The sequence below is a fragment of the Polyangium sp. 15x6 genome (assembly GCF_029960785.1).
In the GTDB taxonomy this organism is placed as follows: Bacteria; Myxococcota_A; Polyangia; order Polyangiales; family Polyangiaceae; genus Polyangium.
This window is the reverse complement of the sequence record NZ_JASBQE010000042.1, coordinates 19,509-33,902: the sequence shown is the minus strand read 5'-3', so window position 1 is coordinate 33,902 and position 14,394 is coordinate 19,509. Positions and strand designations below refer to the sequence as shown.

At 67.4% G+C, this 14,394-nt stretch carries 11 protein-coding genes; 5 read left to right on the top strand and 6 right to left on the bottom strand.

The features are described from left to right. Positions 1-18: 18 nt before the first annotated feature. From QHF83_RS27835 to QHF83_RS27820, 4 genes are all read left to right on the top strand, one after another. Complete coding sequence (locus QHF83_RS27835; protein ID WP_282420986.1) at positions 19-1,338, top strand: aminotransferase class III-fold pyridoxal phosphate-dependent enzyme; 1,320 nt, start codon at positions 19-21, stop codon at positions 1,336-1,338. Between the two features lie 7 nt (positions 1,339-1,345). Continuing rightward, the gene (mxcH, locus tag QHF83_RS27830) at positions 1,346-3,901 is read left to right on the top strand and encodes a TonB-dependent siderophore myxochelin receptor MxcH (RefSeq protein ID WP_282420985.1); all 2,556 of its coding nucleotides are present in this window, start codon (positions 1,346-1,348) and stop codon (positions 3,899-3,901) included. A 31-nt stretch (positions 3,902-3,932) separates the two neighbouring features. Continuing rightward, positions 3,933-5,186: a hypothetical protein gene (locus QHF83_RS27825; RefSeq protein WP_282420984.1), complete on the top strand. Its 1,254-nt coding sequence runs from the start codon at positions 3,933-3,935 to the stop codon at positions 5,184-5,186. 74 nt (positions 5,187-5,260) lie between these two features. Continuing rightward, positions 5,261-6,154 carry a PepSY domain-containing protein gene (locus QHF83_RS27820; RefSeq protein WP_348980473.1) on the top strand — a complete coding sequence of 298 codons (894 nt, stop codon included), beginning with the start codon at positions 5,261-5,263 and terminating at the stop codon, positions 6,152-6,154. A gap of 19 nt (positions 6,155-6,173) precedes the next feature. Here the strand turns inward: QHF83_RS27820 and QHF83_RS27815 are convergent, their stop codons facing one another. From QHF83_RS27815 to mxcK, 6 genes are all read right to left on the bottom strand, one after another. Then, positions 6,174-6,950: a 2,3-dihydro-2,3-dihydroxybenzoate dehydrogenase gene (locus tag QHF83_RS27815; protein ID WP_282420982.1), complete on the bottom strand. Its 777-nt coding sequence runs from the start codon at positions 6,948-6,950 to the stop codon at positions 6,174-6,176. Further along, positions 6,934-7,863, bottom strand: coding sequence for an isochorismatase family protein (locus QHF83_RS27810; protein ID WP_282420981.1), 930 nt, complete (start codon positions 7,861-7,863; stop codon positions 6,934-6,936). Before QHF83_RS27810 ends, QHF83_RS27815 begins: the two co-directional genes overlap by 17 nt. Before the next feature lie 19 nt (positions 7,864-7,882). Beyond that, positions 7,883-9,529, bottom strand: a complete 1,647-nt coding sequence (locus QHF83_RS27805) for a (2,3-dihydroxybenzoyl)adenylate synthase (RefSeq protein ID WP_282420980.1) — start codon at positions 9,527-9,529, stop codon at positions 7,883-7,885. Next, entirely contained in the window at positions 9,529-10,755 is a 1,227-nt protein-coding gene (dhbC, locus tag QHF83_RS27800; RefSeq protein WP_282420979.1) for an isochorismate synthase DhbC, read from the bottom strand. The genes QHF83_RS27805 and dhbC overlap by 1 nt, the downstream gene beginning before the upstream one ends. An 86-nt stretch (positions 10,756-10,841) precedes the next feature. Next, positions 10,842-12,308: a 3-deoxy-7-phosphoheptulonate synthase class II gene (locus tag QHF83_RS27795; protein ID WP_282420978.1), complete on the bottom strand. Its 1,467-nt coding sequence runs from the start codon at positions 12,306-12,308 to the stop codon at positions 10,842-10,844. A gap of 18 nt (positions 12,309-12,326) precedes the next feature. After that, entirely contained in the window at positions 12,327-13,535 is a 1,209-nt protein-coding gene (mxcK, locus tag QHF83_RS27790; RefSeq protein ID WP_282420977.1) for a myxochelin export MFS transporter MxcK, read from the bottom strand. 403 nt (positions 13,536-13,938) lie between these two features. On the opposite strand from mxcK, the gene QHF83_RS27785 reads away from it, so the two are divergent. Continuing rightward, a complete protein-coding gene (locus QHF83_RS27785) occupies positions 13,939-14,394 on the top strand; it encodes an STAS/SEC14 domain-containing protein (protein ID WP_282420976.1) in 456 nt (151 codons plus the stop codon).

The following is a 14,394-nucleotide window of genomic DNA, read 5'->3' as shown; positions in this document are numbered from 1 at the left end:
AACCAAAGGAAATCGCCCATGACCTCACGGACCCTTGGTGTAGACATCGACAGCCGGGAGCGTGGTCTCCCGAGGCCCATCACAGGGGAATGGAAGCTCGCTCGATCGAATGCGCTGCTCGCGGAGGCGCGCCGGCTGATCCCCGGCGTCACCCAGTCGCTCATGAAGCGGCCGGAGATGTATTCCCTCGGCTCGTTCCCGGTGTACCTCGAGGGCGGCGAGGGCGCGCTCGTGCGCGACGTCGACGGCAACGAGTACATCGATTACATCTGCGGCCTCGGGGCGAACACGCTCGGGCACAACCACCTCGCCGTCGTCCGCGCCATCCGCGAGCACCTCGAATACGGCTTGCTGCATTCGTTGCCGACGGAGATCGAGGTCACGGCCACGCGCACGCTCGTCGAGCTCATCCCCGGCGCGGAGATGGCCCGCTTCTTCAAGACCGGAGCGGACGCGACCTCGGCGGCGATCCGGCTCGCTCGCCACGTGACGGGGCGAGAAAAGGTCGTCACCATCGGCTACAACGGCTGGCACGACCATTTCATGTTCGACACGCCCGGCGTGCCGGCGGTGCTGCGTGACTATACCTATCGCATGCCGCTCATGGCCGAGGCCGAGGAGAAGCCGCTGCTCGACCTGATCGCCGAGAAGGGCTCCGAAATCGCGCTGGTGCTGCTCTCGTTGCCCTACAAGCGCGTCGTCTCGGCGGAGTTCTTGCGTACCTTGCGCGAGACCTGCCACGCCCACGGCGTGCTCTTCGTGCTGGACGAGGTCGTGACAGGCTTCCGGCTCGCGCTCGGCGGCGCCCAGGAGTATTACGGAATCGCGGCCGATTTCGTGTGCCTCTCGAAGGGCATCGCGGCGGGCATGCCGCTCTCGGCCATCGCGGGCCCGCGGGAGGTGATGAGCCGCCTCGCGGAGCTGCAGGTATCGACGACGTTCGGCGGCGAGATGCTCTCCCTGGAGGTCTGCAAGGCGGTCCTCGGTGAATACCGGGATACCGATTACATTCAGCGTATCGCCTCGCTCGGCAAGCGGCTTCGCGAAGGCGTCAACGAGAAGGCCACGAAGGTCGGGGCGCCGCTGCGCGTGGTGGGCTACGACGCGATTCCGTTCTTCCTTTTCGCGGACGATCTCGCCACGCACACGAAATTCGCGGCGCAGTTCGTCGGCGCCATGGCGAAGCGCGGCGTGCTCCTGCGCCGTGACGTGAGCTTCATCTCGGGCGTGCATACCCAGGCACAGATCGATTTCACGATCGAGGCGGCGCACGACGCGCTCGTCGAGATGGCGAAGCACGGCGCATTCGAGAGCAGCCCGGCCGGCGCGAAATCCTGAATCACCGATGTTTCGTAAGCGCCGTTTTTCATGCACCGGATGGGCCGGGAGCCTGGCCCTCGTCCTCTCGGTTTGTCCGACCGCCCTTGCGCAGGAGGCGGAGCCGAGCGGCCCTTCGCCTGCGCAGGCGAGCGCGACGACCGAGCGCACGGTGCACCCGCCCGAGCTCATCGAGGCGGTCGAGGCGGCGTATCCGGCGGAGGCACGCGCGGCCCGGCGGGAAGGCCGCGTGGTGCTGAAGCTCCGTATCGACGCCGCGGGGCGCGTCACCAGGGCCGAGGTCGTGGAGCCGGCCGGAAACGGGTTTGACGAGGCCGCACAGGAGGCAGCGCTGCAATTCCGTTTCACACCGGCGCGCCGGGGGGACAAGGCCGTCCCGGTGATCATTCTCTACGCTTACGAATTCAGGTTGCCGCCGGAGCCCCCCCCGGCCCCGGAGGCGCGGCCCGCTCCGGCCCCAGCCGCGCGCGAGCCGGGGCCCGAGCCGGCGGCGCCCGCTGCGCAGACCACGGTCGGTCCTGCCAAACCGTCGATCGACGTGATGGTCCGCGGCGCCTCCGAAGCCGATCGACTTCGCCGGTCCGCGCAGGCCGTCCAGGTCATCGAGACCGAGGACGCGCAGCGTCGAACCGCGGACCTCGGCGAGGTGCTGGCACGCTCCGAGGGCGTGGGGGTGCGCCGGGAAGGCGGGCTCGGATCGAACGCGCGCCTCTCGCTCAATGGTCTCACGGGCGATCAGATTCGCTTTTTCCTCGACGGTGTGCCGCTCGACCTCGCCGGGTATGCGCACGGGATCACCAATGTCCCGGTCAACCTCGTGGAGCGCATCGAGGTCTATCGCGGCGTTGTCCCCGTGCGTTTCGGTGCCGATGCCCTGGGCGGCGCGGTGAACCTCGTGACCGATGCGGACATCCGCGGCACCCACGCATCGGCGTCTTATCAGGTCGGGTCCTTCAAGACGTACCGATTGACGCTGAGCGCCCGGCATCTGCATGAGCCCACCGGATTCTTCGCGCGCGTGAATGGGTTCTACGATTACACGCGAAACGATTATCCGATCGACGTCGAGGTCTTCGACGAGCAAGGCCGCCTCTCGCCGGCCCGCGTTCATCGGTTCCACGACGGCTACCGCGCCGGCGGCGGGAGCGTCGAGGTGGGGTTCGTCGGGCGCCCGCGGGCGGAGAAGCTCCTGCTGCGCGCGTTCTACACCGAACATCGGAGGGACGTTCAACACAACGCCCTCATGTCCGTTCCTTATGGCGAGGTCACCTACGGCAAGCAATCGGCGGGCGCGCACCTCAGGTATGCGCAGCCCTTCTCCCGCAGGACGCGGTTCGACGCGGTGGCCGGGTACACGTACACGCACAGGGAGTTCCAGGACCTCTCCACGTGTCGTTACGACTGGTTCGGCCGTTGCGTCTTCGTGCTCCCGCAACGCGGCGAGATCGAGGCCCGCGCGATCGATCAGGCCATCGAGCAACACAATGTATTCGCCCGTTTGAACCTGGCCTGGAATCCCGCGCCCTGGCATTCGCTCCGTTTCGGGCTCTCGCCCACCTATGCCATCCGGACGGGGAAAGACCATGCCATTCCCGCGGACGAATACGACCCGCTCACCGCGCAGCGGGCGCTCCTGAGCACCGTGGTCGGCGCCGAATACGAGGCGCGCCCGTTTGCAGGAAAACTCGCGAACATCGCGTTCGCCAAGGCATATGTGCAGATGGCCCGGACGAAGGAGCAATTGCCCAACGGGAACCTCCGCGACCTCGACCGGACGACCCACCGCGGGGGGATCGGCGACAGTCTGCGATTCCGCTTCACCGAGGCGTTTTATGCCAAGGCATCGTACGAGTATGCCACCCGCCTGCCCAACCCCGAGGAGGTGTTCGGCAATGGCGCGCTCATCATCGAGAACCTGCACCTCGAGCCGGAGGCGAGCCACAACGTGAACCTCGGCCTGACCCTGGAGCGCGCCGAGACTGCCGCCGGCCTCTTTCGGTTCAACGTGAACGGCTTCGGGCGCTTCGCGGAGAACCTCATCGTCCTGCTCAGCAATGGCAATTATTTTCAGCACGAGAACGTCCTCTCGGCTCGGTCGGTCGGCGTCGAGGCGTCCCTCGGATGGACGTCCCCCGGGGATTGGGTCGCGCTCGACGGGTACGCCACCTGGCAGGATTTTCGCAATACCGCGAGCGAAGGCGCATTCGGCAAATTCGAGGGAGATCGTATCCCGAACCGCCCGTACCTGTTCGCCGGCGCGAGCGCTCGCGTGCAAGGTTCCGATTTGCTCCGGCCGCGCGACGTCCTTTCGCTCACGTGGCAGGCGCGGTACGTCGAGGCCTACTTCCGCGGCTGGGAGAGCATCGGGGCCATCGATTCCAAGCTCGTCATTCCCTCGCAGCTCGTCCACGCGCTCGCGCTCACGTACTCCATGAAGCACGGCGACGGCTCCGTCAGCGGGACCCTCGAGGTGCAGAACCTGACGGATGAAAAAGTCTTCGATTCGTTCGGGGTCCAGCAACCGGGGCGAGCAGCGAACGCCAAGCTCGTCCTCGAGCTCTGACCCATCCATTCCTTCCCGAGGAGATACATCCATGAAAAAAGTCACAGCGCTCCTGATCACCCTTGCTTTCCCCGCTCTCGCTGCCTGCAGCGGCGGTGATGGCGACGGCACCGGCGGCACCGGCGGCACCGGCGGCCAGGGCGGCCAGGGGGCCGGGGGCGGTTCCGCGACCGGTCCTCTGTATGCCCTCACGACCCAGGTCTTCGGCGCCAATGGCGGGGACAACACGAGTTATATCCTCGTGACCGACAAGCTCGGGGGCGGCGCCGCGCTCACGCTCGATAACGGCGTCGAAATCGCGGGCCGCGCCCTCGGCGTCGGGCCCGAGGACGGGGGCGCCGTGTTCATCGCGGGCGAAGCCGGGCCGACCGTGACGCGTTACGACCTGCAGGCGGACGGCACCTTGCGCTTGGGCGCGACGGTGAGCTTCCAGGGCAAGGGAATCGCCGCGATCGGTGAGTATCACGGTCAATTTCAGTTCGTCTCCGAGACGAAGGCATATTTCTTCGACGGCGCCACGGCCCAGGTCGTCGTCTGGAATCCGAAGGACATGACGGTCACCGGGGACATTCCACTCCCCGAGCTCGTCATCGCGGATACGACCTTGACGTTCACGGCCGCGCCGCTGCGCCTGGGCGACGACGTGATCACCTTCGCAGGGTATCGAAAAGGTCCGGAGGTCCCGAGCAAGGCGGCGGTCGTCGTCGTGAATGGCAAGACGGACCAGGCGACCGTCGTCACGGACGATCGCTGCGGCTACGTGCGAGATGGCATCGAGGGGCCCGATGGCAAGATCTATCTCGCCACGGAGGCCTACGGCGCGGCCGTTCACCGGCTGAACGAAGCCAATGCATCGCCGCCTTGCATGCTGCGGTTCGACCCGGCGACGAAGAAGTTCGACGCCGCGTTCCACGTCGAGCTGAACACGCTCTTTGGCGGACAAACCGCAGGCTCCTTGCTCCGCGGGCCGGGCAACGAGGCCTTCCTGCGGGTGCTCGACGAGAGCGCCTTCCCGATCATGCCGGACACGCACCCGCGCGTCCTCGCGAGCGCGACGGCCTGGAAGTGGGCGACCGTGACGCTCGGGGACACCCCGACGGCCGAGGTGCTCGACGCCGCGCCCAGCAATGGTAGCGTCATTCCGCTGCAGTTCGGCGACCGGAGCTTCGTGTCGCTCTTCCAGGGCCAGGACTCGACGAAGCTCCTCGAGCTCGAGGCGAAGGGCCCGGGTGAAGTGGGGCTGAGCGCGCCGGGCCTCGTCTTCTCGGCACTGAAGATCCGATGACGAATCCGGTTTCCGCGAAAGAGGCCCCGCCGCCCCGGGCCGAGCCCCCTCGCCGTCGAGGGTATGGCGCCGTCATGAAATTCGTCCGGCGCCTGCACATGTATCTCGGCCTGCTGGTGTTTCCGTGGGTGCTCCTCTTCGGGCTGAGCGGCACCCTCTTCAATCATCCCCAGATCGGGCGGGACATCGAGGAGCGGGACCTCTCCGCGGCGGAGCTCGCCACGCTCACCGGAATGAAACCCTGGGATCCGAACGAGATCGCGCAAAAGGTCGTCGCGCAGATCAACGCCGGATCTCCGGGGGGATACGCGCTCGATCCGGGCGCATCGAGCTCCTTTTCGGGCTGGCCGCTTCTCGCGACGCCGAGCCGTGCGGGAGGGCGTCACGTGCTCATTCTCAGCCTCGACGGCGGCGGCGCGACGGTCTCCACCCATGCCCCGGAGCCGAAATCCGATCCCCCTCCCTTCGCCGGTGCGACCATCGAATTGCCCGAATACAAGATGGCGGCGGTGCAGGAGCAGGTGAAGGAGCTCCTGCCCAAGCTGGGGATTGACGCGGAGGGGCCCTTGCGGGCGCATCCGAAGGTCCACCCCGAGCTGCGCTTCCGTGTGCGTGATCAAAGTGGCCGCGCCTGGAACGTCGTCTACGACCTCGGCTCGGGTCAAATCGACGGGCGACCCGCGGGGCCGGGCCAGCTCCGCTTCGTGGAGCTCCTGGAGAAGCTGCACACGACACACCATTTCCCCGTTCACGGCGACATGGCCTGGTTCTTCGCGCTCTTCGCGGACATCACCGGCATCACGCTGGTCGTGTGGGCGCTCAGCGGCCTCGCGATGTGGTGGCAGATGAAGCCCACGCGGGTCCTCGGCGCTCTCGCCATCACGATCGCCGTGGCCGCCGCCGCCTTCGTCATGCGCGGGACGGCCTCGGAGATTCAATTCGGACGCGTGCAGGGCGACGGCCCCTGAGCGCCGCCCGGCGGCGGCGTCACACGCCGAGCGTGGCGCCGCCGTCGACGCAGATATCGTGCATGGTGATGTGCCGTGCCCGATCCGAGAGCAGGAACAACACCGCGTCCGCGACGTCCGCCGGATCGGCGATTCTTTGCAGGGGAATCCCCACCTTGTAAGCGGCGGGCGCGCCGTCGATGACGGCCTGCGCCCCGTTCTCGTCCTTCCACAACGATCGCTGCATCGGCGTATCCGTCGATCCCGGAGAGACGACGTTGCACCGGATGCCGTGCTTCGCGAGCTCGAGGCCCATGCACTTGGTGAACATCGCGGCGGCCGCCTTCGAGGCCGCATACAACGACATGTGCATGCGTGGCGTCCGCCCGGCATTGGATCCGACGGTCACGATGGCGCCGGATTGGCGCGGCACCATGCGTCGGGCCACGGCCCGGCAAAGGTAAAACACGCCCCGGGCATTGACCGCGAAGGTCTGCTCCCAGTCCTCGTCGCGCAGCGATTCGACGAGACCGACGCGCAGCACACCCGCGACATTGACCAGGAAATCGATGGGGCCGAGCTCGCGCTCGATCCGGTCCACCGCGGCGTCGACCGCCTCCCGGTTCGCGACGTCCGCGGGGAATGACGCCGCGCGGCCGCCGCTCGCCCGTATTTCGGCGGCCACCACGTCGAGGCGGTCCCGATTCGCATCCAGCGCGGCCACGCTCGCCCCGCGCGCCGCGAGCGCTCGCGCGACGGCCTCCCCGATTCCCTGGGCGGCGCCCGTCACGACCGCGATCTTACCCTCGAACTCCATGGGCTTGCTCCTCGGCTCCGGACCATCGTCCGTGCGGCAATCGCGTGGAGAGGATCTCCCACCAATCGTCGAGCGTCGCGCGCTCCGCGAGCTCCACGAACGAGATGTCGAGCCCCGCGGCGCGCAGCCGTTCGACGAGCGTCATGAGGCGAATGGAATCGAGGCCCAGATCGAGGAGAGAATCGCCGCTCTGGATGTCGGAGGTGGGACGCTCGAGGAGCTCGGCGACCTCGCCGCGCAGGCGCTCGAGGTCGAACGCCGCGGCGCCGGACGATTGCTCTGCGAGCGCGTCGAGCACGTCGCGGGTCGAGACGACCACGCCGCACCGCTGCGCCACGTACGTCATGGCCATCTCGTGCCAGTTCCGCGTGAAATCGGAGGTCGCGTCGGCCACGAAGAACGGCTGCACGTCGTTCATGAATGCCTCGCCGGCCGTGAGCATGCATCCGATGTGCGCATAGACGCCGCAGATGATGAGCTGATCGCGCCGCCACCGGCGCATGAGGTCGAGCAGCTCGGTCCGTTGAAACGCGCTGTAGCGCCATTTCGTGAGGACGGTGTCCGACGCCGCCGGCGAGAGCTCGTGCACGATCCCGTGTTTGTGCGGCTGCGCCGTCAGCCCGGGGCCCCAGAAGTCGAGGAGCAGGCCACGCTCCTCGGCCGTCTGCTCGGAGGGCTGCATCGTATACACGACCGGGATCCCGAGCGCGCGGCACCGCTCTCGCACCTGCCGGATGTTCTCCAGGAGCTCGACGACCGGTGAGGCCTGGGTATCGTAATAGTCGAGGAAGTACTGCTGCATGTCGTGAATCAGGAGGACGGCGCGGTCCGGATCCGGCGTCCACGACATCCGGTTCTTGGGCAGCTCCTCTTTCCGAGGCATGAAATAAGGTTGGATGCTGGGGATTCCCATGGTCGATGTCCTCCGATCGTCACTGGCCCTTCTGGGCGATCTTGTCGGCGATCCAGCGACGGAGCGCCTGTTTGTCCACTTTCCCCACGCTCGTCTTGGGGAGGTCGCCCGTGAGCTCGATTCGGTCCGGGATCTTGTAGGCGGCGAGCCCGCGCTCCCGCAGGAATGCGGTGAGCTCCCGCGGGGCCGGCGGCGTCTCGCGGGGGACGACGAATGCACACGAGCGCTCCCCGAGGAAAACATCCGGCATGGCGACGAGCGCCACGTCCCGCACGGCCGGATGCGCGAGGAGATGATTCTCGACCTCCTCGGCCGCGATCTTCTCGCCGCCGCGGTTGATCTGATCCTTCGCGCGTCCCTCCACGACGAGATACCCCGCCGGCGTACGCCGCACGACGTCGCCGGTCCGGTAAAACCCGTCGCGCGTGAATGCTTTCGCATTGTGGGTTTCGGCCTTGTAGTATCCGCGAATGGTGTAGGGACCCCGCGTGAGCAGGTGGCCCACCTGACCGACCTCGACGTCGCGGTCGTCCTCGTCGACGACCCGGACCTCGTCTTCCGAAGAAATGGGCCGGCCCTGCGTTTCGACGATGACGTCCTCGGGGTCGTCGAGGCGGGTGTAATTGACGAGCCCCTCGGCCATGCCGAACACCTGCTGCAAGGTGCATCCGAGCGTGCTTCGCACGCGGCGCGCGACCTCCGCGCTCAGCTTGGAGCCGCCCACCTGCAGCAAACGAAGGCTCGAGAGATCCTGCCGGGCATTCCGCGCGGAGTCGAGCCAGACCGCGCAGAGGGGCGGCACGACGGCAGTCACGGTGACGCGCTCTTTTTCGATCCAGCGGAAGGCCTCGTCCGGGCTTGGGCGCCGGCTGAGCACGACGCGGCCGCCGGCATGGAGCACGCCCAGGCTGCCGGGAGAGCTCAGCGTGAAGTTGTGCGCGACGGGCAACGCGACGAGAAAGACGCTGTCTCCATCGAGCGCGCAGATGTCGGCGCTGGCGCGGACACTGTAAAGGTAATCGTCGTGCGTGCGGGGGATCAACTTGGGGATCCCCGTGCTGCCGCCCGAGAGCTGAAAGAAGGCGACGTCTTCGGGCGCGAGCGTCGGGAGCGACGCGGGCTCGTCGTACACGCTCTCCAGGGCCGTGAACGGCCCAGGTTCGCCGGCGACGAGCACGTGCTTCACGGTGCTCGCTTCGGCCTGGATCTCCTCGGCGAGCTTGCGATAATCGAATCCGCCGTCCTTGTCGGCGATGATGTATGCGACGGCCTCCGTGAACTGGCAGAAATACGAGATTTCAGCCCGTCGATGCGGGGGCAGGGCGAGTACGGGGAGCGCGCCGAGGCGGAACAGCGCAAAGCAGACCTCGAAGAACTCCACGATGTTCGGGAGCTGCACGACGACACGATCCCTCGGCTTGATGCCCAGTCGCGCGAGGCCGGCCGCGAGCCGCGACGCGCGTGCATCGAGCTCGCGATAAGTCAGGCGGCGCCGATCGTCGACGAGCGCGGTTCGATCACCGAATCGTTCCGCTCGGTCGCGCAAGAAATCGCCGAATGTCTCGCCGATCCAGTAACCGGCTTGCCGGTACCGTTCGGCGAAATCGGGAGGCCAGGGCGTGAACCCCTCGAGCGCTCCCATTCCCCCGGATTCCTCGGCGCGCATCAGAGGCCCTCCGGCAAGGGATCGAGGCCGAGGGCAGAGAGCACGGTGCGCATCTTGGCCGAGATCTCGGCGCGCTCGCGCTCGGGCGACGAACCGGCGACGACGCCGGCCCCGGCATACACGCGAAGCGCGTCGCCGCTGATCTCGGCACAGCGGATGGTCACGGCCCATTCACCGTCGCCGGCCGCGTCACAATACCCCACGAGGCCCGTGAAGAAGCCACGATCGAAGGGCTCGATCGCCTCGATGGCCGCACGCGCGCTCGCGGTCGGGTATCCGCACACGGCCGGCGTCGGGTGCAAGGCCATTGCGAGCGCGAGCGACGAGGTCGAGAGATCCGCGATCTCTCCCGTGATCGGCGTCGACAGGTGCCACATGGCCGGCGTGTGCAAGAGCGACGCGCGCGGAGGGACGACGAGGCGCTTGCAGAAGGGGCGCAGCGCTTCGACGACGGCGTCGACGACGACCGCGTGCTCGCGCCGGTCTTTTTCGGAGGCGAGAAGCGCGCTCGCCCGCCGCTCGTCTTCCTCCGGGTCGGGGCTCCGCGGCGCGGAGCCCGCGAGCGGATTGGCGAATACCGTGTTTCCAGAGCGCGACACGAGGAGCTCGGGACTCGCGCCGATCAATGTACGTGGCTCGGGCGCGAGGGCCCCACGCGCCTCGGGGAGCTTGAGCGCGAACGTATACCCGGCGGTGTTTCGCTTCGACAAACGCTCGAGGAGGAGAGCGAGATCGACCGGCACAGACGAACGCAGCTCCAGCATTCTGGAGAGCACCACCTTCGACAGCGCGTCCGTGCGTATCAAGGCGAGGGCGCGCTCGACGCCGCCCAGAAACCCCTCGCGGTCGGGCGACAAACGCATCCATTCAGCAGAGACCCGCGGCGGGGCGGGGAGCGATATCGACGCCGCGTCCAGCGGGCCGGCGATGCGGGTGGTTCGCGGCACGAGGAGGTGGGCCGGGGATCGGGTATCGAAGGGCACGGCGCCGACCGCCATGGGGCGCTCGTGTCCCGACTTTTCGAGCGACGCGAGCACCGCCGCGACGCGCTCGGCAATGCCCTCGCCGTGCGCCGCTCCGCCGACGACCTCGCGCACACCCTGCGCGAGAATGGTACGGCTCGGGCACGAGAAGAAGAAAGACGATTCCTGGTTGTACGCCTGGAGGAGCTCCGTGCCGCCGCGCACGGTGGCGGCGAAGGCTTCCGGCGTCGAGATCGAGGTCATCGAGCGACTCTCCTTGCTGGCCCGGACGGGGCCATGAACGACTTTTTCCTGGGCTCTCGCGGAAAGGGCGCGGCGATGCGCCCCGATCATGGGCGCATCGCTCGCATGCGCCGCGCGATGCAATACGAGAGCTCGAGCGCCTGCGACTGGTTCAATCGGGGATCGCAGACCGTCTCGTATGCGTGTGAAAGGTCCTCCTCGCGCACGCTCCCGCCGACGCATTCGGTGACGTGGTCGCCCGTGAGCTCGAAATGGACGCCGCCGAGGTAGGTGCCGCAGGCGTCGTGCGCGTCGAACGTCCGGTCGATCTCGCGCACGATCGACGCGAATTCGCGCGTCTTCACGCCGGAGCTCGTGGTGATCGTGTTGCCGTGCATGGGATCGCATATCCAGAGCACCCGCCGGCCCGCGCGTTTCACGACCTCGAGCAAGGGCGGGAGCGTGGCCTCGACGCGCTCGGCGCCCATGCGCGTGATGAGCACGATGCGCCCGGGGATCTCGGTGGGGTTCAGCGTATCGAGCAAGCGCAGGACCTCGACCGGCGTGACCGTCGGGCCGAGCTTGATGCCGATCGGATTGCTGATGCCCCGGAGAAACTCGACGTGCGCGCCGTCGAGCGATCGCGTCCGCTCGCCGAGCCACGGCATGTGCGCGGTGAGATCGTAATACTCGTCCCGGTGCGGCGCCGCGCGGGTCTGCGCGGACTCGTAATGCAGGTTGAGCGCCTCGTGGGACGTGAAGAACTCGACACGCGAGAGCTCGCTCCCCGCGCCGCCGAGCGCGTCCATGCATCGGAGCGCGTCTTCGAGCTGCCGCGTCGTCGCCTGGAAGCACTCGCGCACGGGGGCGGGCAGATCCGTGCGCTCGGAGAACGAGAGATCCCAGCGCTCCGGGCGTTCGAGACCGGACAATCCGCCGGCCGAGAGGGACCGGACGAAATTGAGCGTCATCGCGGCGTGGTGATAACAGGCGAGCATCCGCTCCGGATCCGGGCGCCGCGCCTCGGGCGTGAACTCCGAGCCATTCACGAGATCGCCGAAATAACTCGGCAGCTCGACCCCGCCGCGTACCTCCGTGGGGCGCGAGCGCGGCTTGGCGTATTGTCCGGCGAAACGCCCCACGCGCACCACCGGCTTGCCGCCGCCGACGATGAGCACGAGCGACATCTTGAGCAAGATGTCGAGCTTGTTGACGATCGTGTCCGCGCGGCATTCGCGCATGGTCTCGGCGCAATCGCCGCCCTGGAGCAGGAAGCGCCGGCCGAGCTGCGCCTCCGCGACGAGGGAGCGCAATCGCTCCACCTCCCACGAGCTCACGAGCGGCGGCAGCCCTTCGATGCGCGCCGCAATACGCTCGACCGCGGCGGGATCGTCGTATCGCACGGCCTGCGAATCGGGCCTCGCTCTCCAGGACGTGGGGCTCCACTCGCTCGCGCGCGAACGCGAAGGCGCGCGCGGGCGCGAGGGCGGGATGTCTCCGGGCGGATGCTGCACGGCGGCCTCGTGGTTCGAGGAATTCCTCACCGGCGTGCCCATGGCGATCTCGTGAATCATCGAAGTTTGCTCACGGTTTCAGGTCTGCGCTGCGCGCTGCGGGGCGGCGCTGCGCCCGAGCACCCACAGAATACAAAGCGCGAGGAGCGACACGCTCGACGCGAGGAATCCCATAGGGCCGAAGCCGACCAGCGCGCCCTCGGGGGTCGTCGTGATGAAAAGACCGCTCGTCCACGCGGCGAGGCCGGAAGCGCCGTCGCTCGCCGCCATGTTGACCGCGAGGTAACGCCCGCGCAGCGCAGGCGGCACCCGGGACGTGATCAATGCGATCGTGGGAATGGCGCGGCCGGAGGTCAGGGTCATGAAAAGGACGAAGAGCGCGGCCACGCCCGCCTTCGGAATGATGGGCAGGTGCGTGAAAAGGAGAAACGGCGCCAGGGTGGCGACGAGCAGAATGCCGAGCAACCGTGGCGGACCGTGACGATCCACGAGAGCGCCGATCCAGCGCGACGTGAAGAGCGTCGCAGCGCCGCCACAGAGATAGATCCAGGGCAGGTCCGAGAGGCGGAGCCCGAGATTGCCCACCATGAACGTGCTCAGGTAGGGAATCAGCAAGAAGCCTGCGAAGACCACGCTGAACGTGAGCGCCCAGCCGAGCGGAAGCCCTGGCGTCGAGAGGAGCGGGGCGGGGGCGTTCGGGCCCTTTTCGCGCGCGCCTTCGAGGTGATGATCGACGGCGGACAGGATGCGCCACGAAAGGAGCCACAGGACGCCGGCGAGCGCGCTGATGACCCAGAAGGGGGTACGCCAGCCCCATTGATTGGCGAGCGCGAGGCCCAGCGGCACGCCGCCCACGGCCGAAAGTCCGTAGGACGACATCACCGTGCCAATGGCGCGGCCGCGGCGCTCGGCCGGCACGCGATCGGCGAGAATGGCCATCACGACGGCGCTCATCAGGCCCGCGCAGGCGCCTGCCACGGTCCTCGACAGGAGCAACCACGTCGGGCCGTTCGCGACGCCGCATGAAAACGTGGCCGCGATGAAGCCCGTATAAAGCAGCAAAAGCGCGCGCTTGCGGTCCCATCGATCCAGCCAGAGCACGCCGAGCAGGCCCATGGCGGCGGAGGCGAGCGTGTAGGCCGACACCATGGCCCCGAACTCCGCCGCCGAAATGCCGAACTGGCCGATGAGCTCCGGCCCGAGCGGCATCAGGATCATGAAATCGAGGGTGTGCGTGAATTGAATGGCACCGAGAAGCCAAACGAGGTGGCGTTCTTGCCGTGTCATGGGGGAATCGGCCACGAAAAGACTCCAGGGGCGCCCGGGTGGGCGAACTGTTGCGTTGCCTACCCTCACCTACAGGGAACCGCGATCTTGATGAAAGTGATAATGAAACCCATTATCAATTGTCAAGGTGATCGTGTGGAGGAGCGCCGGAATTTTGTCCGGAAGCATGCAATTTTGCGTTGTTACTGGAATCGTTGCGCGTGAAACGGATGCTGGATCACGCTCTGGAGAAACGAGCGCGCATCGAACGACACCGCCGCGCCCTTCCGGATCGCCTCCGAGGATCTCCGTCGAGGTGACGCGACCTGGGGCAGCGCTCCGACACGACGAATCCTGCGATCACTTCGCGGCCGGGGTGCGTCCTCTTCCCTGGTATGGGCGAATCGTGTTATCTGCACGCCCCATGCGTCCAGACCTCCCGACGAATGCTCTCGGCTCCGAGGGTTGGTACCGCACCGGTGGCCACACGTATCGGTGCGAGGATGCGGGCATCGTGTTCATCCGCCTCGGGGGGGATCTCGCCGAGGACGACGTGGCCGCATTTTTCGACGCATTCGCGCGGCTCTGCGACGAGCGCGGGCTCGCGCACGTGTTCTGGCTCATCGACATCGGGCGGCTCGGCGCCGTCTTACCCGGAGCGCGCACGCGCGCCGCGACCACGCCGGTGCGACGCGAAAACAAGGGCATGGTGCTCTTCAATGGGAGCTTCAAGCAACGCGTGCTCGTGAGGCTCGTCGACAAGGCCACGTCGCTGCTTCAACCGAAGGTCCCTCCGCTCGTCTTTTTCAGCGCCGAGGCGGAGGCGCGCGCCTGGATCGACGCGCGCCGGCGCGAGCTCGGGATGCGCGACGACCCGTGA

Bases quoted from the DNA above. Each gene is read 5' to 3' on its own strand.
- QHF83_RS27815 (WP_282420982.1), bottom strand. From the start codon at position 6,950: ATGGAGTTCGAGGGTAAGATCGCGGTCGTGACGGGCGCCGCCCAGGGA.
- QHF83_RS27805 (WP_282420980.1), bottom strand. From the start codon at position 9,529: ATGCGCGCCGAGGAATCCGGGGGAATGGGAGCGCTCGAGGGGTTCACG.
- QHF83_RS27795 (WP_282420978.1), bottom strand. From the start codon at position 12,308: ATGATTCACGAGATCGCCATGGGCACGCCGGTGAGGAATTCCTCGAAC.
- dhbC (WP_282420979.1), bottom strand. From the start codon at position 10,755: ATGACCTCGATCTCGACGCCGGAAGCCTTCGCCGCCACCGTGCGCGGC.
- QHF83_RS27810 (WP_282420981.1), bottom strand. From the start codon at position 7,863: ATGGGAATCCCCAGCATCCAACCTTATTTCATGCCTCGGAAAGAGGAG.
- mxcH (WP_282420985.1), top strand. From the start codon at position 1,346: ATGTTTCGTAAGCGCCGTTTTTCATGCACCGGATGGGCCGGGAGCCTG.
- QHF83_RS27785 (WP_282420976.1), top strand. From the start codon at position 13,939: ATGCGTCCAGACCTCCCGACGAATGCTCTCGGCTCCGAGGGTTGGTAC.
- mxcK (WP_282420977.1), bottom strand. From the start codon at position 13,535: ATGACACGGCAAGAACGCCACCTCGTTTGGCTTCTCGGTGCCATTCAA.
- QHF83_RS27820 (WP_348980473.1), top strand. From the start codon at position 5,261: ATGAAATTCGTCCGGCGCCTGCACATGTATCTCGGCCTGCTGGTGTTT.
- QHF83_RS27825 (WP_282420984.1), top strand. From the start codon at position 3,933: ATGAAAAAAGTCACAGCGCTCCTGATCACCCTTGCTTTCCCCGCTCTC.
- QHF83_RS27835 (WP_282420986.1), top strand. From the start codon at position 19: ATGACCTCACGGACCCTTGGTGTAGACATCGACAGCCGGGAGCGTGGT.